The 23,538-nt window shown below is 63.5% G+C and carries 21 protein-coding genes and 2 pseudogenes; 21 read left to right on the forward strand and 2 right to left on the reverse strand.

The window, feature by feature from the left end; genetic code table 11:
* Window positions 1-78 precede the first annotated feature (78 nt).
* The 16 genes and pseudogenes from tsf (at window position 79) to D3872_RS06635 (ending at window position 15,891) form a co-directional block, all read left to right on the forward strand.
* Window positions 79-987 carry a translation elongation factor Ts gene (gene tsf, locus D3872_RS06560; protein ID WP_119810027.1) on the forward strand — a complete coding sequence of 303 codons (909 nt, stop codon included), beginning with the start codon at window positions 79-81 and terminating at the stop codon, window positions 985-987.
* A gap of 129 nt (window positions 988-1,116) precedes the next feature.
* Entirely contained in the window at window positions 1,117-1,833 is a 717-nt protein-coding gene (gene pyrH / locus D3872_RS06565) for a UMP kinase (protein ID WP_119810028.1), read from the forward strand.
* Between the two features lie 40 nt (window positions 1,834-1,873).
* Window positions 1,874-2,434, forward strand: a complete 561-nt coding sequence (gene frr / locus D3872_RS06570) for a ribosome recycling factor (protein ID WP_119810029.1) — start codon at window positions 1,874-1,876, stop codon at window positions 2,432-2,434.
* A 159-nt stretch (window positions 2,435-2,593) separates the two neighbouring features.
* Entirely contained in the window at window positions 2,594-3,352 is a 759-nt protein-coding gene (gene uppS, locus D3872_RS06575) for a polyprenyl diphosphate synthase (protein WP_119810030.1), read from the forward strand.
* Window positions 3,346-4,176 carry a phosphatidate cytidylyltransferase gene (locus D3872_RS06580; RefSeq protein ID WP_119810031.1) on the forward strand — a complete coding sequence of 277 codons (831 nt, stop codon included), beginning with the start codon at window positions 3,346-3,348 and terminating at the stop codon, window positions 4,174-4,176. The genes uppS and D3872_RS06580 overlap by 7 nt, the downstream gene beginning before the upstream one ends.
* A 10-nt stretch (window positions 4,177-4,186) precedes the next feature.
* Complete coding sequence (ispC, locus tag D3872_RS06585) at window positions 4,187-5,368, forward strand: 1-deoxy-D-xylulose-5-phosphate reductoisomerase (protein WP_119810032.1); 1,182 nt, start codon at window positions 4,187-4,189, stop codon at window positions 5,366-5,368.
* Window positions 5,365-6,705 (forward strand): RIP metalloprotease RseP, encoded by a 1,341-nt coding sequence (gene rseP, locus D3872_RS06590; protein ID WP_119810033.1) that lies wholly within the window; start codon window positions 5,365-5,367, stop codon window positions 6,703-6,705. The genes ispC and rseP overlap by 4 nt, the downstream gene beginning before the upstream one ends.
* A gap of 63 nt (window positions 6,706-6,768) precedes the next feature.
* On the forward strand, window positions 6,769-9,105 hold the full coding sequence (gene bamA, locus D3872_RS06595; protein ID WP_119810034.1) for an outer membrane protein assembly factor BamA: 2,337 nt from the start codon (window positions 6,769-6,771) through the stop codon (window positions 9,103-9,105).
* 31 nt (window positions 9,106-9,136) lie between these two features.
* Window positions 9,137-9,658 (forward strand): OmpH/Skp family outer membrane protein, encoded by a 522-nt coding sequence (locus tag D3872_RS06600; protein ID WP_229459199.1) that lies wholly within the window; start codon window positions 9,137-9,139, stop codon window positions 9,656-9,658.
* 18 nt (window positions 9,659-9,676) lie between these two features.
* Window positions 9,677-10,735 carry a UDP-3-O-(3-hydroxymyristoyl)glucosamine N-acyltransferase gene (gene lpxD / locus D3872_RS06605; RefSeq protein WP_119810036.1) on the forward strand — a complete coding sequence of 353 codons (1,059 nt, stop codon included), beginning with the start codon at window positions 9,677-9,679 and terminating at the stop codon, window positions 10,733-10,735.
* A complete protein-coding gene (fabZ, locus tag D3872_RS06610) occupies window positions 10,722-11,207 on the forward strand; it encodes a 3-hydroxyacyl-ACP dehydratase FabZ (protein WP_119810037.1) in 486 nt (161 codons plus the stop codon). The genes lpxD and fabZ overlap by 14 nt, the downstream gene beginning before the upstream one ends.
* A complete protein-coding gene (gene lpxA / locus D3872_RS06615; RefSeq protein WP_119810038.1) occupies window positions 11,207-11,995 on the forward strand; it encodes an acyl-ACP--UDP-N-acetylglucosamine O-acyltransferase in 789 nt (262 codons plus the stop codon). The genes fabZ and lpxA overlap by 1 nt, the downstream gene beginning before the upstream one ends.
* Window positions 11,979-13,145, forward strand: a complete 1,167-nt coding sequence (gene lpxB, locus D3872_RS06620) for a lipid-A-disaccharide synthase (RefSeq protein WP_274381696.1) — start codon at window positions 11,979-11,981, stop codon at window positions 13,143-13,145. The genes lpxA and lpxB overlap by 17 nt, the downstream gene beginning before the upstream one ends.
* Window positions 13,146-13,301: 156 nt before the next feature.
* A pseudogene (locus tag D3872_RS27420) lies at window positions 13,302-13,721 on the forward strand (ribonuclease HII); the annotation flags it as partial.
* 132 nt (window positions 13,722-13,853) lie between these two features.
* Window positions 13,854-14,639 (forward strand): TrmH family RNA methyltransferase, encoded by a 786-nt coding sequence (locus D3872_RS06630; RefSeq protein ID WP_119810040.1) that lies wholly within the window; start codon window positions 13,854-13,856, stop codon window positions 14,637-14,639.
* 55 nt (window positions 14,640-14,694) lie between these two features.
* Window positions 14,695-15,891, forward strand: a complete 1,197-nt coding sequence (locus D3872_RS06635; RefSeq protein WP_119810041.1) for an EAL domain-containing response regulator — start codon at window positions 14,695-14,697, stop codon at window positions 15,889-15,891.
* A 51-nt stretch (window positions 15,892-15,942) separates the two neighbouring features.
* Here D3872_RS06635 and ppsR read toward each other — a convergent pair whose 3' ends face one another.
* Window positions 15,943-16,788 carry a posphoenolpyruvate synthetase regulatory kinase/phosphorylase PpsR gene (gene ppsR, locus D3872_RS06640; protein ID WP_119810042.1) on the reverse strand — a complete coding sequence of 282 codons (846 nt, stop codon included), beginning with the start codon at window positions 16,786-16,788 and terminating at the stop codon, window positions 15,943-15,945.
* Between the two features lie 179 nt (window positions 16,789-16,967).
* On the opposite strand from ppsR, the pseudogene ppsA reads away from it, so the two are divergent.
* From ppsA to lepB, 4 genes and pseudogenes are all read left to right on the forward strand, one after another.
* Window positions 16,968-19,469, forward strand: a pseudogene (ppsA, locus tag D3872_RS06645) (phosphoenolpyruvate synthase).
* Window positions 19,470-19,643: 174 nt separating this feature from the next.
* The gene (locus tag D3872_RS06650) at window positions 19,644-20,066 is read left to right on the forward strand and encodes an NfeD family protein (protein WP_119810043.1); all 423 of its coding nucleotides are present in this window, start codon (window positions 19,644-19,646) and stop codon (window positions 20,064-20,066) included.
* Window positions 20,067-20,090: 24 nt separating this feature from the next.
* Window positions 20,091-21,008, forward strand: a complete 918-nt coding sequence (locus D3872_RS06655; protein WP_119810044.1) for an SPFH domain-containing protein — start codon at window positions 20,091-20,093, stop codon at window positions 21,006-21,008.
* Window positions 21,009-21,133: 125 nt separating this feature from the next.
* Entirely contained in the window at window positions 21,134-21,805 is a 672-nt protein-coding gene (lepB, locus tag D3872_RS06660; protein ID WP_119810045.1) for a signal peptidase I, read from the forward strand.
* Here lepB and D3872_RS06665 read toward each other — a convergent pair whose 3' ends face one another.
* Window positions 21,806-22,918 carry a TIGR03118 family protein gene (locus D3872_RS06665; protein ID WP_119810046.1) on the reverse strand — a complete coding sequence of 371 codons (1,113 nt, stop codon included), beginning with the start codon at window positions 22,916-22,918 and terminating at the stop codon, window positions 21,806-21,808.
* 204 nt (window positions 22,919-23,122) lie between these two features.
* On the opposite strand from D3872_RS06665, the gene D3872_RS06670 reads away from it, so the two are divergent.
* Window positions 23,123-23,538: MFS transporter (locus D3872_RS06670; RefSeq protein ID WP_119810050.1), on the forward strand; the 416-nt coding region annotated here is incomplete at its 3' end.

A 23,538-nucleotide genomic window follows, 5' to 3' on the forward strand; every position in this document is an offset into this window, starting at 1 on the left:
GCGACGAGCGAAAAAAGGGGTGGCATGTGCTCCCCCTTTTTTTAAACAGAATACGAAACATATCTTAGGAGAAATCTTATGGCAGCGATTACTGCAGCAATGGTTGGCGAACTGCGCGCCAAGACCGATGCGCCAATGATGGAATGCAAAAAAGCACTGACCGAAGCCGAAGGCGACATGGGTCGTGCGGAAGAGATCCTGCGCGTCAAGCTGGGCGGCAAGGCATCGAAAGCGTCGGCGCGTATCACCGCTGAAGGCGTGGTAGCATCTTATATCTCCGGCAACGTTGGCGCGCTGGTGGAAGTAAACAGCGAAACCGACTTCGTTGCAAAGAACGACGACTTCCTGGCACTGGCAGCAAACGCAGCCAAGCTGGTAGCCGAGCACAACCCGGCCGACGTCGCTGCCCTGCTGGCACTGCCGCTGGACGGCAAGACCCTGGACGAAGTGCGTTCGGCACTGATCGGTAAAATCGGCGAAAACATGTCGATCCGCCGCTTCCAGCGTTTCGAAACCACCGGCAAGCTGGCTTCGTACCTGCACGGTACCCGTATCGGCGTCATGGTAGAGTTCGACGGCGCGGACGAGCAGGTCGGCAAGGACGTGGCAATGCACATCGCTGCAATGAAGCCAGTGTCGCTGTCGGCTGACCAGGTTCCAGCTGAACTGATCGAGAAAGAGCGTTCGGTTGCTGCACTGAAAGCACAGGAAGACGCGGACGCCGCCGCTGCCGCAGGCAAGCCAGCCCAGTCGCCGGAAATCCTGGCCAAGCGCCTCGAAGGCTCGGTGCAGAAGTTCCTGAAAGAAGTATCGCTGCTGAACCAGGCGTTCGTTAAGAACGACAAGCAGTCGATCGAACAGATGCTGAAAGAAAAGAACACCACCGTGAAAGCATTCACGATGTATGTTGTTGGCGAAGGTATCGAGAAGAAGCAGGACGATTTCGCAGCAGAAGTTGCTGCGCAAATGGCTGCTTCCAAGCAGTAAGATAAAAAGCGGGCCGGAAGGCCCGTTTTTTTAAGTGCCACCTTTCCGCACGGATTGGTGAGGCCGGCGGCGCGGAGCAAGCTGCCCCGGCCGGACCAGAACAATACAGTCATTTTTAGGAGCCCACACATGTCAAAACCAGCCTACAAACGCGTCCTACTGAAACTGTCTGGCGAAGCACTGATGGGCGACGATCCGTACGGCATCAACCGCGGCACGATCGAGCGCATGGTCGCCGACATTGCGGAAGTGGCGAAGGCGGGCGTGGAACTGGCCGTGGTCATCGGCGGCGGCAACATCTTCCGCGGCGTTGCGCCTGGCGCGCAGGGCATGGACCGCGCCACCGCCGACTACATGGGCATGCTGGCCACCGTCATGAACGCACTGGCGCTGGCCGACGCGATGCGCCATGTGGGCATCACCGCGCGCGTGATGTCGGCGATCGGCATCGAGCAGGTGGTCGAGCCATACGTGCGCCCGAAGGCGCTGCAGTACCTCGAAGAAGGCAAGGTCGTCGTGTTCGCGGCCGGCACCGGCAACCCGTTCTTCACCACCGACACCGCAGCGGCGTTGCGCGGCTCGGAAATCGGCGCCGAGATCGTGCTCAAGGCAACCAAGGTCGACGGCGTCTATACTGCCGATCCGAAGAAAGACCCCAACGCGACCCGCTACGAGTCGATCAACTTCGACGAAGCGATCGCCAAGCACCTGCAGGTGATGGACGCCACCGCCTTCGCGCTGTGCCGCGACCAGAAGCTGCCGATCAAGGTGTTCTCGATCGTCAAGCCGGGCGCGCTGATGCGCGTCGTCATGGGCGAAGACGAAGGCACACTGGTACACGTTTAAGCAGTACAAACAATCATCATCGAACACAGGAGAGCAGCATATGACTATCGCTGACGTTAAGAAAAGCGCGCAAGACCGCATGAACAAGTCGATCGAGACCCTCAGGGCCGACCTGGCCAAGGTCCGCACCGGCCGCGCCCACACCGGCATCCTCGACCACATCACGGTCGAATACTACGGTTCGCCGACCGCGCTGACCCAGGTCGCCAACCTGACCCTGATCGACGCCCGCACCATCGGCGTGGCCCCGTTCGAAAAGAAGATGCTGAGCACCATCGAAAAGGCGATCCGCGACTCCGACCTGGGCCTGAACCCATCGTCGCAGGGCGACATGATCCGCGTGCCGACGCCTGCGCTGACCGAAGAGCGCCGCAAGGAGATGGTCAAGCTGTGCAAGGGCGAAGCCGAAGACGCCAAGATCGCAGTGCGCAACATCCGCCGCGACGCCAACGAATCGCTGAAGAAGCTGGTCAAGGACAAGGCCATCTCGGAAGACGACGAGCGCCGCGCATCGGACGAAGTCCAGAAGCTGACCGACAAGTTCGTGGTCGACATCGACAAGCTGGTCGCCGAAAAAGAGAAAGAAGTCCTGACGGTATAATATTGCGGGTTTGGCGGTTCTGACAACACGCGGGATAAAAAAACCCGTAGGGCGGATAAGCGTAGCGCATCCGCCGAATTGGACGAGCCGCCATCAAAGCATGCACGGCGGATGCGCCCCAAGGGGCTTATCCGCCCTACGTTTTTATAGTCAGGATCTATGATTTTCAAGAGTTCGACGACAGCCGTCCCGGAAGTGGCCAAAGTGCCGCGCCACGTTGCCATCATCATGGATGGCAACGGCCGCTGGGCGACCAAACGTTTCATGCCGCGCGTCGCCGGCCACGTCAAGGGCGTCGAAGCCGTCCGCAACATCGTGGAAGCCTGCGCGCTGCGCGGCATCGAGTACCTGACCCTGTTCGCCTTCTCGTCCGAGAACTGGCGCCGTCCCGAAGAAGAAGTGTCGCTGCTGATGCGCCTGTTCGTGACCGCGCTGGAGCGCGAAGTGTCCAAGATGCACGCGAATAACATCCGCCTGAAAGTCGTGGGCGACCTGTCGCGCTTCGACGCCAAGCTGCAGGAAATGATCGCCGCGGCCGAACGCCGCACCGCCAACAACACCCGCCTGACCGTCACCGTGTGCGCCAACTACGGCGGCCGCTGGGACATCATGCAGGCCACCGGCAAGATGGTCGCGGCCCACCCGGGCGCCACCGAATTCACCGAAGAGCAGCTGGCCGAGCACCTGGCCATGGCCTACGCGCCCGAGCCCGACCTGTTCATCCGCACCGGCGGCGAGGAACGCATCTCCAACTTCCTGCTCTGGCAGCTCGCCTATTCGGAGCTGTACTTCACCGACACCTACTGGCCCGACTTCAACGTCGCCGCGCTGGATAGCGCCATCGAATCCTATCAGTCGCGCGAACGCCGCTTCGGCCGCACCGGCGACCAGGTAGCGGGAGAGGCCGAGCCATGCTGAAAACCCGGATCATCACCGCCGTCGTGCTGCTGGCCGTGCTGCTGGCCGTCCTGTTCGGCGGCTACTATCCGGCATTCGCGGCCGTGCTGCTGCTGTTCCTGGGCGCGACCATCATGGAAGCCTTCCAGCTGTTCGGCTCCTCGCGCAAGCAGGCCGTCGTCATCGCGCTGTTCTGGGTGGCGGCATTTGCCTACACCTTCATGATGCGCGCCAACTCCTCGCTGCAGTTCTGGTTTGCGCTGTCGGTGGCTATCTGGCTGGTGCGCTTCGTGCCGGCGCTGGGCCACGGCCTGCCGCCGCCGATCGGCCTGCGCAACACGCTGCTGGGCACCGTCTACGGCCTGGCCATCGTCGGCTGCTTCGCCGCCATCGCCATGTTCTTCAGCGTGTCGGCTGTCTACCTGCTGTCCGTGATGGCGCTGGTCTGGGTGGCCGACATCGGCGCCTACTTCTCGGGCAAGGCCTTCGGCAAGCGCAAGCTGGCGCCGTCGATCTCGCCGGGCAAATCGTGGGAAGGCGCCATCGGCGGCGGCATCGCCGTCCTGCTGTTCGGCGCCGCGCTGATCCTGTCGGGCGACCCGATGGTGGCCGACACCTTCGTGGTCAAGCTGCATGCATCCAAGGGCTGGCTGGCCACCATGGCCATCCTGGCCGTGATCGTCGCCGCCAGCATCGTCGGCGACCTGTTCGAATCCATGCTCAAGCGCCGCGCCGGCGTCAAGGACAGCAGCAAGCTGCTGCCCGGCCACGGCGGGGTGCTGGACCGTATCGATGCCCTGGTGCCGGTGCTGCCGTTCGCGGCGCTGATTCACGCCTGGCTCTGAAAGACGCAGTATGCAACGTATAACCATCCTGGGCGCGACCGGGTCGATCGGCGTTTCCACCCTCGACGTGCTGGCCCGCCATCCCGATAAATACAAGGTGTACGCGCTGACGGCGCACAGCCGCGTCGACGAACTGGCCGCCCAGTGCGAACAGTTCCGTCCCGCGCGCGCCGTGGTCGGCACCGCCGCCGCCGCCGACCAGCTGTCCGCGCTGCTGCGCGCCAAAGGCCTGCGCACCGAAGTCGAATTCGGCGAAGCCGCCCTTTGCGCGGTGGCCGCAAGCGCCGACACCGACACCGTGATGGCCGCCATCGTCGGCGCCGCCGGCCTGGCGCCTACCTTGGCCGCCGCCCGCGCCGGCAAGAAGATCCTGCTGGCGAACAAGGAAGCGCTGGTGATGTCCGGCCAGCTGTTCATGGACGCCGTCCACGAAAGCAGGGCGACCCTGCTGCCGATCGACAGCGAACACAATGCGATCTTCCAGTCGCTGCCGCAGTCGTACGCCCGTTCGCCGAAGGGCGCCGGCGTGGCCAAGATCCTGCTGACCGCATCCGGCGGGCCGTTCCTGGCGCGCGCCGTCGAGACCCTCGACGCCGTCACGCCCGAGCAGGCCTGCAAGCATCCGAACTGGGTCATGGGCCGCAAGATATCGGTCGACTCGGCGACCATGATGAACAAGGGCCTCGAAGTGATCGAGGCGCACTGGCTGTTCGGCGCGCCCGCCAGCCAGATCGAAGTCGTGATCCACCCGCAAAGCGTGATCCACTCGATGGTGTCCTACGTCGACGGTTCGGTCATCGCGGAACTGGGCCACCCAGACATGCGCACCCCGATCGCGCACGCGCTGGCCTTCCCGGAGCGGATCGAATCGGGAGTAGGGCAGTTGGACCTCACCGCCATCGGCACGCTGCAGTTCGAAAAGCCCGACTACAAGCGCTTCCCGTGCCTGGCGCTGGCCTTCGAGGCGCTCGAAGCCGGCGGCACCGCGCCCGCGCTGCTGAACGCCGCCAACGAAGTGGCGGTGCAGGCCTTCCTCGAACACCGCATCGGTTTCCGCGACATCGACCGCGTGATCGCGCGCGTCATGCATGAGAACGACCACGGCGCGGCCAGCAGCATCGAGGCCGTGATGGCCCAGGATGCGCGCGCCCGCGGTGCGGCCGAAGCAATCGTCGCAGGCACAAGGCAATGAACCTGATTACGACAGTGCTGGCATTCCTGCTTGCGCTGGGACCGCTGATCATCTTCCATGAACTCGGACATTACTTTGCCGCCCGCCTGTGCGGCGTGAAGGTGCTGCGCTTCTCGGTCGGCATGGGCAAGGTGGTGTGGTCGCGCCGTTTCGGCCGCGACCAGACCGAATGGGCGATCTCGGTGCTGCCGCTGGGCGGCTACGTCAAGATGCTCGACAGCCGCGATCCGGACGCGCCATCGCTCACGCCTGAAGACGAACAGCGCGAATTCACCCGCCAGAACGTCTGGCGCCGCATCGCCATCGTGGCCGCCGGTCCGTTCGCCAACTTCATCCTCGCCATCGTCCTGTTCGCCGGCCTGTTCATGTACGGCATCGCGGAGCCGACCACCCGCATCCGCCCGATGCCCGAGACCACGGCCGCATGGCAGGCCGGCCTGCGCGGAGGAGACCAGGTCACGGCCGTCAACGGCAAGGCGGTCGCCGGCTGGTCGGACCTGAACTGGGAAATCGTTTCGTCCGCCATCGACAAACGCGACGTGCGCCTGGAAGTAGAGCGCCAGTCGGTGGGCAGCCTCGACCTGGTGCTGCCGGCGTCAAGCTTCGAAGGCATGGACGCCGACGCCGACCTGCTTGGCGCGGTCGGCATCATGGTGGCGCGGCCGCTGCCGGTGCTGGGCAAGATCATGCCGGGCGGCGCCGCCGAACGCGCCGGCCTGCAAAGCGGCGACCTGGTGACATCGGTCGACGGCAAGCCGACCTCCGATGGCATTGTATTTATCGAGGCGGTGCGCGCCGCCGGCCAGCGCACGCTGGACGTGAAGGTCATGCGCGGCGGGCGCGAAGTCAGCGTGAAGGTCACGCCGGAGCGCGACGCCGCAACGGGTCACGGCCGCATCAAGGCCGAAGTGGCGCTGGCGCCGGACATGGTGAAGGTGGCATCCGGTCCGCTGGACTCGGTGTCCAAGGCCATGCGCAAGACCTGGGAAACCAGCGCGCTGACGGTCAAGATGATCGGCAAGATGATCACCGGCGAAGTCTCGCTGAAGAACGTCACCGGCCCGATCACGATTGCCGACTACGCGGGACAGACCGCCCGCATTGGCGCGGTGAGCTTCCTGATCTTCGTCGCCTCCATCAGCATCAGTCTTGGAGTGATGAATCTGTTACCAATTCCGGTTCTGGATGGGGGCCTTTTGCTGTATTATTCGCTGGAAGTTTTGACCGGGCGCCCTTTGCCGGAGCGGATCGGTGCATATGCGCAGCGCCTCGGCGTGGCCATGCTGGTGATGCTGATGGTCTTAGCCGTCTTCAATGACGTAGCGCGGCTGCTGTAAAGCGTCGCACCTGCAGTCCCGACATATGTATTGTGCCTATTGATCGACCCATTAATTTAGCCGATGAAATTACAAACTGACCGTTTCGCCTTGCCCTCCTTTCGCCTTAGCCTGATCGGCGCCGCAGTCTTCGCGCTGTGCGCCGCACCTGCATTTGCCGTCAACCCGTTCGTGGTCAAGGACATTCGTGTCGAAGGGATTCAGCGCACCGAAGCCGGTACAGTTTTCAGCTATCTTCCTGTCCGCGTCGGCGAGACCTTCGACGACGACAAGAGCATCGCCGCCATCAAGGCGCTGTATGCCACAGGGTTCTTCAAGGACGTGCGCCTGGAAGAGGAAAACGGCGTACTGGTCGTGCTGGTCGAAGAACGCCCGGCCATCGCCACGGTGGACTTCACCGGCGCCAAGGAATTCGAAAAGGACATGCTGCTCAAGGCGCTGAAGGAAATCGGCGTCGGCGAAGCGAAGATCTTCGACAAGGCATCGGTCGACCGCGCCGAGCAGGAGCTCAAGCGCCAGTACCTGTCGCACGGCCTGTACGGCGTCAAGATCACCACCACCGTTACCCCGATCGAGCGTAACCGCGTCACCGTCATGTTCAACATCGACGAAGGCGAGGTCGCGCGCATCAAGCAGATCAACATCGTCGGCAACAAGACCTTCTCGGACAAGGAACTGCGCCAGCTGCTGCAGCTGAACACCAGCGGCTGGTTCACCTGGTACAGCAAGGCCGACCAGTATTCGAAGACCAAGCTGACCGGCGACATCGAAGCGATCAAGTCGTTCTACCTGAACCGCGGCTACCTCGAAGCCAATGTCGAATCGACCCAGGTGTCGATCACGCCGGACAAGAAGGATATCTACCTGACCATCAACATCACCGAAGGCGAGAAGTACACCGTCTCGGACGTCAAGGTGGCAGGCGAGATGTTCGGCCGCGACGACGAAATCAGGCAGCTGATCCAGCTGAAAAAAGGCGAGTCGTATTCGGGCGAGCTGCTCACCGCCAGCAACAAGATGATCTCGGACCGCATGGGCACCTTCGGTTATGCCTTCGCGAACGTCAACGCCGACCCGCAGATCGACCGCGAGAAGCGCGAAGTGGCCTTCACCTTCTTCGTCGACCCGGGCAAGCGCGCGTATGTACGTCATATGAACATCGCCGGCAACACCGTTACCCGCGATGAAGTCATCCGCCGCGAATTCCGCCAGTTCGAAGGCTCGTGGTACGACGCGAACAAGATCAAGATGTCGCGCGACCGCGTCGACCGCCTCGGCTACTTCAAGGAAGTCACCGTCGACACGCCGGAAGCGCAGGGTACCTCCGACCAGGTCGACGTCAACCTGACCGTGGTCGAAAAGCCGACCGGTAACTTCATGATCGGCGGCGCGTTCTCGCAGGCCGAGAAGTTCACCTTCACCGCGTCGATCCAGCAGGCCAACTTCGCAGGCTCGGGCAACACCGTCGGCCTCGAACTGAACACCAGCCGCTACCTGCGCACGATCGCGTTCTCGCACACCAACCCGTACTTTACCGACGACGGCGTATCGCGCTCGTTCGAACTGTACCTGCGCACGATGCGCCCGCCCGCACTGAACATCGGCAGCTACACGGTCAAGCAGACCGGCGGCCGCCTGTCGTTCGGCGTGCCGTTCTCGGAATACGATACCGTCTACTTCGGCGCCGGCCTGGAACGCACCGCGATCGAAACCGACGTCACCAGCCCGACCCGCTTCAAGGAATACGTGCGCGACTTCGGCGGCGTGCCTAGCGGCGTCGGCACCGCGACCACCAACGCCTTGCCGCTGACGGCGGCGTGGGGCCGCGACAGCCGCGACAGCGCGATCACCCCGACCGTCGGCCGCTACCAGCGCGCCAACCTCGAGGTCGACCTGTTCGGCGACGCCAAGTACTACCGCGCCGTCTACGAGCAGCAGTGGTACAAGCCGCTGACCCGCATGATCACCCTGGCGCTGAAGGGCGAACTCGATTACGGCCACGGCCTGCGCGGTAACAAGTTCCCGGTATTTAAGAACTTCTACGCCGGCGGCATCGGCTCGGTACGCGGCTACGTCAGCTCTTCGCTGGGTATCGTCGACCCGAACACCTTCGATGCGCTGGGCGGCGCGGTACGCGTGATCGGCAATGCCGAACTGCAGATGCCTTTCCCCGGCGGCGGTCCTGACCGCAGCCTGCGCTGGTTCGGCTTCCTCGACGCCGGCCAGATCTACCAGGAAGGCCAGGCGATTCGCGCCAACGAGCTGCGCTTCTCGACTGGCCTGGGTATCAGCTGGATTTCGCCGGTCGGTCCGCTCAAGTTGAGTTATGCTAAGCCTTTGAACGCAAAACCAGGCGATCGTCTCGAGCGATTCCAGTTCCAGATGGGGACCGGTTTCTGATAGCGTCGTTTAAATCAAGATTGCGGAGAACATGTTGAAAACTGCCTTTACCTCAATGTCGAAGCATCTGCTGCTGCTCGCGCTGGTCGCGGCGCCGGCGGTGCACGCGCAGGCGCAGTTGGCGGGCAGCCGCGTCGCCTACGTCGCGACCGAACGCCTGATGACCGAGTCGAAGCTGGCCAAGGCTGCCGACGCGAAGATCGAATCCGAGTTTTCCAAGCGCGACAAATCGATCAACGAGCAGATCTCCAACGTGCGCGCGATGACCGAGAAGTTCGAGCAGGATGCGCCAAAGCTGTCGGACATCGACCGCACGCGCCGTACGCGTGAGCTGATCGACATGGAGAAGGACGTGCAGCGCAAGCAGCGCGAGTTCCGCGAGGACCTCATGCAGCGCAAGAACGAAGAGCGCGCCAACATCGCGCAGAAAGCCTTCAAGATCATCGAAGGGATCGCCGCGCAGGAGAACCTCGACGTCGTACTGTACGAAGCCGGCTGGCACAACCCGCGCATCGACATCACCGACAAGATCCTGAAGCAACTCGACAAATAACAGAAACAGGAATACCAGATGGGCACTCGACTGGGTGAATTGGTCGAACGCTTGGGAGGTGAGCTGGCGGGTGACCCGAATATCGAAGTCACGGGCATCGCGCCGCTGGCCGATGCGGGCGCTTCGCACATCAGCTTCCTAAGCAATAGCAAACTGCGCGCACAGGCCGCGCACAGCGGGGCCGCGGCCCTGATCCTCTCCCCCAACGACAGCGAGACGGTAGCCGCCACTTACACTGGCGCGCGCATCGTCACGAAGAATCCGTACGCCTATTTTGCGCGCGCGGCCCAGTACTTCGAGTCGCTGACGGCATTCGTGCCCGCCGCCGGCGTGCATCCGGCCGCCTTCGTGGACCCGGGCGCGACGGTCGACCCCAGCGCGCACATCGGGCCCAAGGCTACGGTGGAAGAGGGCGCCGTGATCGAAGCGGGCGCCGTCATCGGCGCCGGCTGCTTTGTCGGCCGCGGCGCCTTCATCGGCGCGGACACGAAGCTGTTCGCCAACGTGACCTTCCATGCAGGCTGCCGCATCGGCAAGCGCGGCATCATCCACTCGGGCGCCGTGATCGGCACCGATGGATTCGGCTTCGCCAACGAGGGTGGCGTGTACATCAAGATTCCACAGACCGGCCGCGTGGTGATCGGCGACGACGTCGACATCGGCGCCAACACCACCATCGACCGCGGTGCGCTGGCCGATACCATCATCGAAGACGGCGTCAAGCTGGACAACCAGATCCAGATCGGCCACAACTGCCACATCGGCGCGCACACGGCGATGGCCGGCTGCGTCGGCGTGGCTGGCAGCGCGAAGATCGGCAAGTACTGCACCTTCGGCGGCGCAGCCATGGTGCTTGGTCACATTACGATCGCCGACCACGTGCACATCTCGTCGGCCAGCATGGTATCGCGCTCGATTTCGGAGCCGGGCCAGTACACCGGCTTCTACCCGCTGGCCAAGAACGCGGACTGGGAAAAAACCGCGGTGATCGTCCGCAACCTGGATACGATGCGCGACAAGATCCGCGCCCTCGAAAAACAACTAAAAACCATCTCGGAACAACATGACCAATCCTGAAAACAAGACCCTCGACATCTGCCAGATCAAGGCCTTGCTGCCGCACCGCTATCCGCTGCTGCTGGTCGACCGCGTGCTGACCTGGGAAGCGAACAAGTCGATCACCGCGATCAAGAACGTCACCGTCAACGAAGAATTCTTCAACGGCCATTTCCCGCACAAGCCGGTCATGCCGGGCGTGCTGATGATCGAAGCGCTGGCGCAGACCGCCGCGCTGCTGTCCTTCCTGACCATGGGCGTCAAGCCGGACGAGAACTCGGTGGTTTATTTCGTGGGCATCGACAATGCGCGCTTCAAGCGGCCGGTGGGCCCTGGCGACCAGCTGAAGATGGACGTCGAGATCCTGCGCGTCTCGCGCGGCATCTGGAAATACAAGGCAGTGGGCAGCGTCGACGGCGCCGTGGCGCTCGAGGCTGAACTGATGTGCACCATTCGCGCCACCGACGACGCGAGCAAGCCAGCGGGGCAGTAATGAGCATGATTCACCCAACCGCCATCGTCGACCCGAAGGCGCAGCTCGACAGCACCGTCGAAGTCGGCGCGTACTCGATCATCGGCCCCAACGTGCAGATCGGTGCGCGCACCGTGGTCGGCCCGCATGTGGTCATCGAAGGCCACACGACGATCGGCGAAGACAACAAGTTCTTCCAGTTCTCGTCGATCGGCGCCGCGCCGCAGGACAAGAAGTGGGCGGGCGAACCGACCCGGCTTGAAGTCGGCCACCGCAACACCGTGCGCGAGTTCTGCACCTTCAACCTGGGCACCACCCAGGACAAGGGCGTCACCCGGCTTGGTAACGACAATTGGATATCGGCCTACGTGCACCTGGCGCACGACTGCCAGGTCGGCAGCAACACGATCTTCTCGAACAACGCGCAGCTGGCGGGCCACGTGGAAGTGGGCGACTGGGCCATCCTGTCCGGCTACGCCGGCGTCCACCAGTTCTGCAAGATCGGCGCGCACGCCTTTGTCGGCATGTACACCAGCCTGACGCAGGACGTGCCGCCGTTCGTGCTGGTGTCGGGCAATCCGGCCGGCGCGCGCGGCGTCAACATCGAAGGCCTGAAGCGCCGCGGCTTTACCCGTCCGCAGATCGATGCGATCCGCGCGGCGTACAAGTCAATCTACCGCAACAACCTGACGCTGGACGAGGCCAAGGCGGCGCTCGCGCAGCAGCAGGCCGACGCGCCGGATGCGGCGCAACACATCGGCGCGATGCTGGACTTCCTGGGCAGCGCGACCCGTGGCATCGTCCGCTGATATTTCGGTAGCCCTCGTCGCCGGCGAGGTCTCCGGCGACATGCTCGCGGCGCGGCTCCTGGCCGGACTGCGTCCGCAGCTTCCCGACGCGCGCTTCCACGGCATCGGCGGCCCGCGCATGGCCGAATACGGCTTTGTATCGGACATCCCGATGGATACGCTGACCGTGCGCGGCCTGTTCGAGATTATCCCGCGCTACCGCGAAATCAAGGGCATCCAGAACGCGCTGCGCGACCGGCTGATCGCCGAGCGCCCGAACGTGTTCATCGGCGCCGACTACCCCGGCTTCAACCTTGGGCTTGAGATGCAGCTGCGCGAAGCGGGCATCCCGACCGTGCACTTCATCAGCCCGCAGATCTGGGCCTGGCGGGGCGGCCGCATCAAGAAGATCAAGAAGGCGGTGTCGCACATGCTGGTGATCTTCCCGTTCGAGGAAGAGATCTACAGGCAGGCCGGCGTGCCGGTGACCTACGTGGGCCACCCGCTGGCTGAAACGATCCCGCTGCAGCCCGATACGCTGGCCGCGCGCCGCACGCTGGGCCTTCCGCCCGAGGCGCGCGTGGTGACGGTGATGCCGGGCAGCCGCATGGGCGAACTGAAATACCTGGCCGCGCCTTTCATCGGCGCGGTCAAGCTGCTGTCGCAGCGCGATCCGTCGCTGCGCTTTGTCGCGCCGATGGCGGGCGAGCGCCAGCGCGCTTACTTCACGCAGCTGGTCAAGGAGGCTGGCCTGTCGGACGTCGCCATCGACCTGGTCGATGGCCAGTCGCACGCCGCCATCGCTGCCGCCGACGCGGTGCTGGTCGCTTCCGGCACGGCGACGCTGGAAGTGGCGCTGTTCAAGAAACCGATGGTCATCGCCTACAAGGTGATGCGCGCGTCGTGGGAAATCATGCGGCACATGGCCTACCAGCCGTGGATCGGCCTGCCGAACATCCTGGCGCGCGAATTCCTGGTGCCCGAGCTGCTGCAGAACGCGGTGACGCCGCAGGCGCTGGCCGACGCGGTATGGAAGCAGCTCGACGATGCGCCGGGCCGGCTGCGCCTGGTCCAGCGCTTCACCGACATGCACCACAGCCTGCTGCGCAACAGTTCGCAAGAGAGCGCCGACGCAGTCATGCGTGTAATAGAATCGTCGAAAGCATCATGAGAAAGAAGAAAGTCAACTTTTACCCCGGGCTCAAGAAGAACGCCTTGCCGTTCACGCCCGAGGACATCGTCTGCGGCGTGGACGAGGCCGGCCGCGGCCCGCTGGCCGGCCCCGTGTTCGCCGCGGCGGTGATCCTGCATCCCGACCGACCGATCGATGGCCTGCGCGACTCCAACCGATCGATGGCTGCGCGACTCCAAGAAGCTGACGGCCGAGCGCCGCGAAGAGCTGGCGCCGCTGATCAAGCAATACGCGCTGGCGTGGGCGATCGCCGAATGCTCGCACGAGGAAATCGACGCCATCAACATCCTGCAGGCGACCATGCTGGCGATGCGCCGCGCGGTCGAGGCGCTGGCGACCGTGCCGACCATCGCCCTCATCGACGGCAACCGCAGCCCGGTGATGGCCATCCGCTGCCACCCGATCGTCGAAGGCGACGACAAGGTGCATGCCATCTCGGCCGCGTCGATCCTGGCCAAGACCGCGCGCGACGCCGCGCTGGTAACGCTGCACCAGCAGTATCCGCAATACGGCTTCGACCAGCACAAGGGCTACAGCACCGCGCTGCACATGGCGCGCCTGCGCGAGCACGGCCCGTGCCCGGTGCACCGCCGCTCGTTTGCGCCGGTACGCATGGCGCTGCAAGGCGAGCTGCTCGAGACGATCCCGTTCGACTTCGCGACGGAAGATGAAGAAGAAGACTGAGGCATGAAGACCATTACTTCGCGCGACAACCCGCTGTTCAAGGAGCTGAGCAAGCTTGCGACCAGTTCGCAGGCGCGCCGCAAGTCGGGCCGCACGCTGCTCGACGGCGTCCACCTCAGCCAGGCTTACCTCGACCTGCGCGGCGCGCCGGTGCAGTGCATCGTCAGCGAAAGCGCGCTGGCCAATCCTGAAGTAGCCGACATCGTCATGCGCTGCGAAAACCAGCACGCGCACGTGACGGCCCTGCCGGATGCGCTGTACAACGCGGTCAGCCAGGTGGAGCACGGCGTCGGCCTGATGTTCCTGATCGATACCCCGGCGCGCGAACTGCCGGCGGCGCTGGCGGTCAACGCGGTTTTACTGGACAACGTGCAGGACCCCGGCAACGTCGGCTCGATCCTGCGCAGTGCGGCGGCGGCGGGCATCACCCAAGTGTTCTGCAGCAGCGGCACGGCCTTCTGCTGGTCGCCCAAGGTGCTGCGCGCGGCGATGGGCGCCCACTTCGTGGTCGAGATCTATGAAAACGTCGACCTGGCTGCGCTGGTGAAAACATCGAAGATCGCCGTGCTGGCCACCAGCGGCTATGCCGAACAGCGCGTGTACGATGCCGACCTGCGCAAGCCGGTGGCCTGGGTGTTCGGCCATGAAGGGCAGGGCGTCGCCGACGATCTTATGAACATGGCAACGCAAACCGTCGTGATCCCCCACCTGGGCCAGGTCGAGTCGCTTAATGTTGCGGCATGCGCCGCGGTATGCTTCTTTGAGCAGGTCCGGCAAATTCAATCGTAGACGACAGCCGCGTCTGCGGGTAACCTCTTGGTCTAGAGCAATAGTGGAGTAAAGAGTGGACATCGCCCATCTGCATTTTTTGGTAGCCGACGCTGACCAGGACCAGCGGCTTGCCCTTGTCGACATGCTCGGCAAGCTGGGCGCCAGCCAGGTGAGCGAGGCGCCGGACGGCCACACCGCGCTGCGCAGCTTTACCGAAGCGTTCGCGCCGGCGGTCGATGTGGCCGTGATCGATCTCGCGCTGCCCGGGATGGACGGCCTGGAGCTGATCCGCACGCTGGCGGGCATGAACTGCCGCGCGCGCCTGATCGTCACCGGCGTCCACCCGAGCAACCTGATGTTCTCGATCGAGACCATGGCGCAGGCCTACGGCCTGGAGCTGCTGGGTACGATATCGAAGCCGGCCACCATCGCACGTTTGCAGTCGCTGCTGGAAAATTATGCGCCTCCGCCGCAACCGTCCGAGCGCACGAAGGGCCCGACCTTCACCTTCGCCGAAATTGGCCTGGGCCTGCAGGCGCGCCAGTTCGAGCCGTTTTTCCAGCCGAAGATCGAGCTGGCCACCGGGCGGGTGAAGGGACTGGAGACTTTCGCGCGCTGGCGCCATCCGGAGCACGGCGTGCTGGAGCCCGCGGCCTTCATCGACGCGCTGGAGCAGCACAACCGCATCGACTTCCTCGATTGGACCATGATCGAGAGATCGGTCGAATGCTGCCGCGAATTTCAGGACAAGGGAATTCCGATGGCGATTTCGATCAACCTGGCGCCGGAGACCCTCGCGCACCAGGCGTTCATACAGCAGATCAGCGCGTGCCTTGAGCGGCACCGGGTGCTGCCGCATTACGTTACGTTCGAGATGCCCGAGTCGTCGGTGCTGACCACCGATCCGACTTTCCTGGAACGGCTGGTTAGGCTGCGCATGATGGGGTTTGGGCTCGCTATCGACGATTACGGCACGGGTCGATCCAACCTGCAGCTGCTTGCGCGGGTACCATTCTCGGAGCTGAAGATCGACCGCAGCTTTGTGGATGGGGCTTCCAAGAAACGGGCGCTGGGGACAGTACTCAGTTCATGCCTTGGTTTGGCGCGCAGCTTGGACCGGATGTCGGTGGCGGTGGGCGTGGAGACCAGGCAGGATTGGGATTTCCTGCAGGGGCTGGGGTGTACTTACGCGCAGGGATATCACATCGCGCCGCCGATGGAGGCCTCGGCGTTTCCGGAGTGGCTGGAGGATTGGCGGCATTTCTTCTGACCACTAACGCCAATACCGTCGTTCCCGAAGGCGGGAACGACGGTTTTTAAGTTAGTAGTCCCTGCGATCGGGTTTGATCTCCTGGAGGATCGTGGTCGCGATTTCCTCGATCGACTTGGTGGTCGATGACAGCCACCTTATTCCCTCACGCTTCATCATCAATTCCGCTTCGTTCACCTCATAGCGGCAGTTCTCGATCGATGCATACCTGCTTCCTGCCCGCCGCTCGTGGCGGATCTCCGACAGACGCTCCGGCGAAATGCTCAATCCGAAAATCTTGCTCCTGAACGGAGGCAGGGACGACGGCAGCTTGCCGCGTTCGAAGTCGTCCGGGATCAACGGATAGTTGGCCGCCTTGATCCCATACTGCATCGCGAGGTATAGGCTGGTCGGCGTCTTGCCCGAGCGCGAAACCCCCACCAGGATCACGTCCGCCTCCGACAGGTTCTTGTGCGACTGGCCGTCGTCGTGCGCCAGCGAGAAGTTGATGGCCTCGATGCGGTTCTTGTATTCCTCGCTGTCGACGATGTTGTGCGAACGCCCCACCGTGTGGGTCGATTTGACGCCCAGCTCCTGCTCCAGCGGCGATACGAAGGTCTGGATCAGGTCCATGTGCATGCCGTTGGCCTGGCGGATCACATGCGACAGGTCTGTCTTCACCAGTGTGGAAAACACGATCGGACGCTGGCCGTCGGTGGCCGCTTCGTTAATCTTGCGCTTTGCATCATGGGCCTTGTCGAGCGTGTCGATGAAGGGCAGGCGCACTTGGCGGAATTTCATCTCGAACTGCGTCAGCACGGCGTGTCCAAAGGTTTCGGCGGTGATGCCGGTACCGTCGGAAACGAAGAAAACGGTGCGCGCCGATGTGGGCAGGGGAGTGCGGTGGTCTGGTGTCATTTTCTGATGTGCGTCGGGGGGAGCTGCCATGATTCAAGATTGTGCGCTGTAAATTTGGAGCGCAGGCTGTAAAATGCTTTGCAACGGATTGAATTGTGCTGCACCGCGCCAAGAAAAACAAGAAAACCGGGCCAGCCCTGCGTCACGCGAAGATTTCTATCATCAGTAAGGGTAATACCATGACTAACCTGTCGAATGCTGTATTGAAGGAGCCCGAAAAGGCGGAATCAGGCGTGTACGTTGCGTCGTTCGAGGATTTGCGCATGACCGACGTTGAAACCGTCGGCGGCAAGAATGCCTCGCTGGGCGAGATGATCTCGCAGCTCGCGCATGCGGGCGTGCGGGTGCCGGGCGGCTTTGCCACCACGGCGCAGGCCTTCCGCGACTTCCTGTCGCACGGTATCGATGGCGGCCCGTCGCTGGGCGACCGCATCGCCACCCGCCTCGAAGGACTGAACATCGACGACGTGCGCTCGCTGGCGCAGGCCGGCGCCGAAATCCGCCAGTGGATCGTCGAAACCCCGTTCCGGCCGCAGCCTCGAAGCGGAAATCCCGCGCTGTTTCTACGACCGCCTGGTGGCCGATTCGTCCACCGAGATGCGCTTCGCAGTGCGCTCCTCCGCCACGGCGGGAAGACCTTTCCGATGCATCGTTTCGCGGGCCAGCAGGAGAACCTTCCTGAACGTGCGTCGGGGGCATCGACAACGACTCGAAGCGATTGAAAATACGTGTTCGCGTCGCTGTATAAACGCCGCGCGATCTTCCTACCCGTGTGCACAAGGGCTTCACCCACGCCGAAGTGGCGCTGTCCGCTGGCGTGACAGCGCATGGTGCGCTCCGACACGGGCGCCGCCGCGCGTGATTGTTTACCATCCATACCGAGGTCCCGGCTTTCAAGGACGTGGTATTCGTCAACTTCCAGCTATGGGCCTGGGCGAGACGGTGCGTGCAGGCGCGGTGAGATCCGGATGAATTCTATGTCCACAAGCCGATGATGCAGCTGGGCAAGCTGGCCTGTCATCCCGCCGCAACATCGGCTCAAAGCTGATCAAGATGGAATTCCGAGGAAACCAGGCCGGCCGCTCCGGTCAAGACCGTCGACTGCCGATGCGAAACTGCGCAACCGCTACTCGCTGAACGGACCCGAAAGTGGTGGAGCTGGCGAAGTACGCCGTGCATCATCCGAAAACCACTACGGCCTGTCCGATGGACATCGAGTGGCGGCAAGACGGACGCGACGGGCAAAAGCTGTACATCCTGCAGGCGCGTCCTCGAAACCGTGAGTCGCCAAGCAGAAGGCGACCGGACGCGCAGCAGCGCTGGTCAAGGCTGAATGGGCAGCGGCACCGTGCTGACCTCGAGGGCCGCGCGATCGGCCAGAAGATCGCGCCGGCCCGGTACGCGTCATTCAAGGACCCGTCCGAGATGCGACCGTGCAGCCTGGACGTGCTGGTGGCCACATTTGACCGACCCTAACTGGAACGTGAGAAGCGCGCTTCCCCGATCGTCAACTAACCGCGGCGGCCGCACTGCCACGCGGCGATCATCGCGCCGAACTTGGTGCGTGCCGGGGGTAGGTGCGCGACGCCACCGAAATGCTGAAGGACCGGCACCCTTGGTGACGGTATCGTGCGCCGAGGGCGACGAACGGCCGCATCTACGACGCCTGCTGCCGAAACCGAAGTGTCGGAAGTCTCGACGCGGCGAAACTGCCGCCCTGAAGACCAAGATCATGCTCAACGTCGGCAACCCGCAGCTGGCCTTCGACTTACTAGTCGTAGCCCCGAACGCGCGGCGTGGAGACTGGCGCGCCTCGAGTTCATCATCAACAACAACATCGGGTGCACCCGAAGGGCGATCCTCGAGTACCCGAAACATCGACGGCGACCTTGAAAAAGCGGTGGGATCGGTCGCGCGCGGGCCATGCTTCGCGAAGGCTTTGTCTACGTCGACAAGCTGGCACAGGGCATCGCCACCCAGTCGCCGCGGCTTCGGCCGAAGGCCTGTCATCGTGGCGCTGTCCACTTCAAGTCGAACGAGTACAAGAAGCTGATCGGCGCGTTTCGCGCGCTGACGAGCCGGTACGAGGAAAACCCGATCTGGGCTTCCGCGGCGCCGCGCGCTACCTGGCGGCCGACATTCGCAGGGCGCCTTCGAGAGTGGAATGCGCCGCGATGAGCGCTGTGCCCCGTAACGAACATGGTTCCTGACCAACGTCGAATCATGTGCCGTTCGTCGCTACCGTGGGGCCAGGCCGAAAAGGTGGTCGACCGTCTGGCCAAGAACGGCCTGAAGCGCGGCGGAAAAACGGCCCGCGCGGCTGATGCATGATGTGCGAAGTGCCGTCGACGCGTATCTCGCGAGCGAACGAGTTCCTGAAGCACTTCGACGGTTTCTCGATCGGTTCGAACGACCTGACCCAGCTGACCCTGGGCCTGGACCGCGATTCGGGCATGGCGCTGCTGGCGGCCGACTTCGACGAACGCGACCCGGCGGTGAAGGCGATGCTGTCGATGGCGATCCAGGCTTGCCGCGCGCAGGGCAAGTACATCGGCATCTGCGGCCAGGGTCCTTCCGACCATCCGGACTTCGCCGCGTGGCTGATGGAGCAGGGCATCGAGTCGATGTCGCTGAACCCTGACTCGGTGGTCGAAACCTGGCAGAAGCTCGCCGCGATGTAAAAGCGGCGCGGGTGGTTGATGTTGACTCTTCGCTAAAACTAGTTACACTACGGGTATCAACCAAGCGACTAGCGACATTATAAAAATTCATACCACCGAACATGAAACCCTCGTCGCCCAACTGGGCTACGGGGGTTTTTGCATTTTGATTTGGCGTTGACGAAGGAGGCTGTGATGAACGACTGGGTATTGTGGATGGTGATGGCGGGCGTGCTCGTCGCGTTCGAAATGTTCACCGGGACCTTTTACGTGCTGATGGTTGCCATCGGCATGGGTTTCGGCGCGCTCGCAGCGCTGTTCGGCATGTCGGTGCCGGTGCAGACGCTGGTGGCCGCCGCCGTCGGCCTGGTTGCGACCTTCCTGCTGCACCGCAGCCGCTTCGGCAAGCCGGCGCGCGGCAACGTGGCGCGCGACCCCAATGTGAATATCGACATCGGCCAGCGCGTGACGGTGGCCGAATGGCAGGGCGGCAAAGCGCGGGTGATGTACCGCGGCGCGTTGTGGGACGTGGAGCTGGGCCAGGGCGCAATTGCCGAAGCGGGCAGCTTCAAAATCGTGGAGATACAGGGCAACCGCCTGATCGTGGCAAATTCATAACAAACAAAACTGGAAGGACTTTACATGGAATTCTTGGGGATCTTGACGACGGTACTGTTCGTCGTCGCGCTGGTGTTCGTGTTCAAGACTATCAACGTGGTGCCGCAGCAGCACGCCTGGGTGGTGGAACGCCTCGGCAAGTACCATGCGACGCTGGCCCCGGGCCTGAATATCGTCATTCCATTCGTCGACCGCATCGCCTACAAGCATTCGCTGAAGGAGATCCCGCTCGACGTGCCTCCGCAGGTTTGCATCACGCGCGACAACACGCAGCTGCAGGTGGACGGCATCCTGTACTTCCAGATCACCGACGCCATGCGCGCATCGTACGGCTCGTCCAACTACCTGTCCGCGATCACGCAGCTGGCGCAGACCACGCTGCGTTCGGTCATCGGCAAGATGGAGCTCGACAAGACCTTCGAAGAGCGCGACCACATCAACACCACCATCGTCAACGCCATCGACGAATCGGCCGCCAACTGGGGCGTCAAGGTGCTGCGCTACGAGATCAAGGACCTGACGCCGCCGCAGGAGATCCTGCACGCGATGCAGGCGCAGATCACCGCGGAGCGCGGCAAGCGCGCCCTGATCGCGGCCTCCGAAGGCCGTCAGCAGGAGCAGATCAACATCGCGACCGGCGAACGCCAGGCCGCGATTGCCCGCTCCGAAGGCGAGAAGCAGGCCTCGATCAACCACGCCGAAGGCCAGGCGAAGGCCATCGTGGCGCTGGCGGAAGCGAATGCGGACGCGCTGCGCCGTATCGCCGCGGCGATACGCGAGCCGGGCGGCACCGAGGCGGTGAACCTGAAGGTGGCGGAGCAGTATGTGCATGCCTTCAGCGAACTGGCCAAGACCAACAACTCGATCATCGTGCCGGCCAATTTGTCCGACATGAGCGGCCTGATTGCCAGCGCGATGCAGATCGCCAAGGCGCAGAAGTAGCGCCATACGCGTCGATGTCGTCACGGTCCGGCGCGCAGTCTTCCGTGGGCGCTTGTCTTAAGCTCAACTAAAGAATCGTCGCGTATAAATCCAGGCATACCAACAACTAAGTAGGAGCCTGGAACATGAAAAACTTTATCCGCGCGAACAAGGGATTCATCCTCTTCATGCTGCTGTTCGGCGTGTTCCGCACCGCGGTCGCCGACTGGAACCCGATCCCGTCCGGTTCGATGCGTCCCAACCTGCTGGAAGGCGACGTGGTGCTGGTCAACCGGCTGGCCTTCGACCTCAAGGTGCCGCTCGGCGACGTGGTGGTGGCTCGACTGGGCGATCCTGCACGCGGCGACATCGTCACCTTCAAATCCCCCAAGGACGGCACCCGCCTGATCAAGCGCATCGTGGCGCTGCCCGGCGACGTGGTCGAGATGCGCGACGAGCGGCTGGTCATCAACGGGCGCGAGTCGGGTTACGACCTGATTGGCGCGGTGTCCGAAGAGATTGGATCGTCCGGAAAGACCACCACTGCGCTGCAACTGCGCGAGACCACCGCCAGCGGGCAGCACCCGATCCTGGTGATGCCGCAGGTCGAAGCGGCCCGCAACTTCGGGCCGGTGACGGTGCCGCAAGGGCAGTTCATGATGTTGGGGGATAACCGCGACAACAGCGCCGACTCGCGCTACATCGGCTTCGTGCCGCGCGCCCTGCTGGTGGGACGGGCCGAGCGCATCCTGGTCTCGGCAGACATCAAGGGCAATTGGATGCCGCGCGGCTCGCGTTTCCTGAAGCCCCTGGAATAACTACTCCGCGTCCGGCACGTCGGCCTGCAGGTCGTTGTGCGCGACGTCGATGCGGCCATACAGGCCGTGCTCCCCGCCGTTCGGCCCGGCCGTGAAGAACAGGGTATTCAGCGGCTGGTTGTTGACGCCGTTGCCGAAGGCGAGGCCCCGCAGCCCATCGATGCGCAGCGGCTCGCGGTCTGTGCCGCGCAGGCGTCCGGCAAAGCGGCCATTGGCGATGTCGTAGGCGTTGATGGCGCCTTCGCCGAAGTTTGCCACGAGGAGGCGGTTGCCGAACTTGCCGAAGCTGGCCGGCGCCAGTGCCAGTCCCCACGGTGCGTTCAGCGCGCCGCGCGTGATCAGGCGGCGGATGCAGGCGCCGGTGGGGCTGAACACCGACACCAGCCCGAGCCCGCGGCCGGACACTTCCTCGTCCTTGTCGCGGTCCTGCCTGGCGTAGGTGACGTAGATGTCGCCGTTGATGGCCTGGATGCCGAAGGGCGCGTAGCCGTGCGGCAGGTGCGGGTCGTGAAAGGGGCGGCCGGGCAGGGCGGCCGGCTGGAAGGTGGCGTCGAACACGTCGACGCGGGCGTTGCGGAAATCGGTGGCATACAGCAGCGCGCCCGAACCGCCGGCGCCGATGGCCAGGCCCTTGTACACCGTGCCTTTGGCCGAGTTGTCGACCACGCGGATGGCGTTGGTGAAGTCTACATTCGGTGCCCAGCCCGAAATGACGCCATCTTCGCCCGCGAAGATGAAGCGGCTCGGGCCCGATGAACTGCCGTTGCTGACGACGAAACCGCCGCCGCCGTAGAACACGATGCCGGCCGGTTCGCCCGGCGCCGTCGATCCGGCCGGCGCGGGGATGGAGACCACCAGCGCCTGCGGGTGGCCGTCGCCATCGTACAGTGTTGAGCGGCCGGTGCCGTCCGCCGCGACCCACGCGAATCCGAGCGGGTTGAAGGCCACGCCCCAGGCGTTGACGAGGTTGGGGGCGAGGTTTTCGGCGCCAACCGAGGCCACATCGGCCACCAGCTTGCGCACTTCATAGTAATAGGGCACGTGGGCGACAGGCGGTTCGGGCCGCGCCGGCAAGGGCCGGCTGCCGGTCAGATGGCGGAGGAAATCGTTCATTTTCACTCTCCTGCTGGATCAGATCAGACGGACACAACAGTCATAATCGGCGCGTGGCGGCAGCCTGCGTTGACATCGGATAAAGAATGGCGGCGACCTTAGCGGTAGTAAAGTTGGGTCGCCGGTAACGTTTCCGGATTGGCGGTAAAATCTCGCCCTTGGCGCGCAGGTGCGGTGCCGTACTTATTTAGAAGGCATTGCAGCATGCAGCGACTGTTGACGGTTATCCTGGCTTTACTTGGCATGGTGGGCGCGCTTGCGATCGACACCTACCTTCCATCGATCCCCGCAATCGGGCGCGAGTTCGCGGTCGGCCCGCTGGCCGTGCAGCAGACCCTCAGCGTGTTCCTGTTTACGTTTGCGTTCATGATGCTGTTCTACGGGACGCTGTCGGATTCGTTCGGGCGGCGGCCGGTGATCCTGGTGGCGCTGTCGATCTACACGGTGGCGTCGCTGGGCGCGGCGCTTGCGCCTTCCTTTGGCTGGCTCCTGGTCTTCCGCGCGCTGCAGGGCCTTGCGGCCGGCGCGGGTTCGGTGATCGGACAGGCCATCGTGCAGGACCGCTTCTCGCATGACCAGTCGCATGCGCAGCGCATCATGTCGCACATCATGATGGTGTT

It is taken from the genome of Massilia cavernae (assembly GCF_003590855.1).
GTDB classification, from domain to species: Bacteria; Pseudomonadota; Gammaproteobacteria; order Burkholderiales; family Burkholderiaceae_D; genus Telluria_A; species Telluria_A cavernae.

Excerpts from the sequence above, each read along its gene's own strand:
- tsf (WP_119810027.1), top strand. The coding sequence starts at position 79 with ATGGCAGCGATTACTGCAGCAATGGTTGGCGAACTGCGCGCCAAGACC.
- uppS (WP_119810030.1), top strand. The coding sequence starts at position 2,594 with ATGATTTTCAAGAGTTCGACGACAGCCGTCCCGGAAGTGGCCAAAGTG.
- fabZ (WP_119810037.1), top strand. The coding sequence starts at position 10,722 with ATGACCAATCCTGAAAACAAGACCCTCGACATCTGCCAGATCAAGGCC.
- lepB (WP_119810045.1), top strand. The coding sequence starts at position 21,134 with ATGAAAAACTTTATCCGCGCGAACAAGGGATTCATCCTCTTCATGCTG.
- lpxA (WP_119810038.1), top strand. The coding sequence starts at position 11,207 with ATGAGCATGATTCACCCAACCGCCATCGTCGACCCGAAGGCGCAGCTC.
- D3872_RS06580 (WP_119810031.1), top strand. The coding sequence starts at position 3,346 with ATGCTGAAAACCCGGATCATCACCGCCGTCGTGCTGCTGGCCGTGCTG.
- D3872_RS06665 (WP_119810046.1), bottom strand. The coding sequence starts at position 22,918 with ATGAACGATTTCCTCCGCCATCTGACCGGCAGCCGGCCCTTGCCGGCG.
- bamA (WP_119810034.1), top strand. The coding sequence starts at position 6,769 with ATGAAATTACAAACTGACCGTTTCGCCTTGCCCTCCTTTCGCCTTAGC.
- D3872_RS06650 (WP_119810043.1), top strand. The coding sequence starts at position 19,644 with ATGAACGACTGGGTATTGTGGATGGTGATGGCGGGCGTGCTCGTCGCG.
- D3872_RS06600 (WP_229459199.1), top strand. The coding sequence starts at position 9,137 with ATGTTGAAAACTGCCTTTACCTCAATGTCGAAGCATCTGCTGCTGCTC.
- rseP (WP_119810033.1), top strand. The coding sequence starts at position 5,365 with ATGAACCTGATTACGACAGTGCTGGCATTCCTGCTTGCGCTGGGACCG.
- ispC (WP_119810032.1), top strand. The coding sequence starts at position 4,187 with ATGCAACGTATAACCATCCTGGGCGCGACCGGGTCGATCGGCGTTTCC.
- lpxD (WP_119810036.1), top strand. The coding sequence starts at position 9,677 with ATGGGCACTCGACTGGGTGAATTGGTCGAACGCTTGGGAGGTGAGCTG.
- D3872_RS06655 (WP_119810044.1), top strand. The coding sequence starts at position 20,091 with ATGGAATTCTTGGGGATCTTGACGACGGTACTGTTCGTCGTCGCGCTG.
- pyrH (WP_119810028.1), top strand. The coding sequence starts at position 1,117 with ATGTCAAAACCAGCCTACAAACGCGTCCTACTGAAACTGTCTGGCGAA.
- D3872_RS06630 (WP_119810040.1), top strand. The coding sequence starts at position 13,854 with ATGAAGACCATTACTTCGCGCGACAACCCGCTGTTCAAGGAGCTGAGC.
- frr (WP_119810029.1), top strand. The coding sequence starts at position 1,874 with ATGACTATCGCTGACGTTAAGAAAAGCGCGCAAGACCGCATGAACAAG.
- ppsR (WP_119810042.1), bottom strand. The coding sequence starts at position 16,788 with ATGACACCAGACCACCGCACTCCCCTGCCCACATCGGCGCGCACCGTT.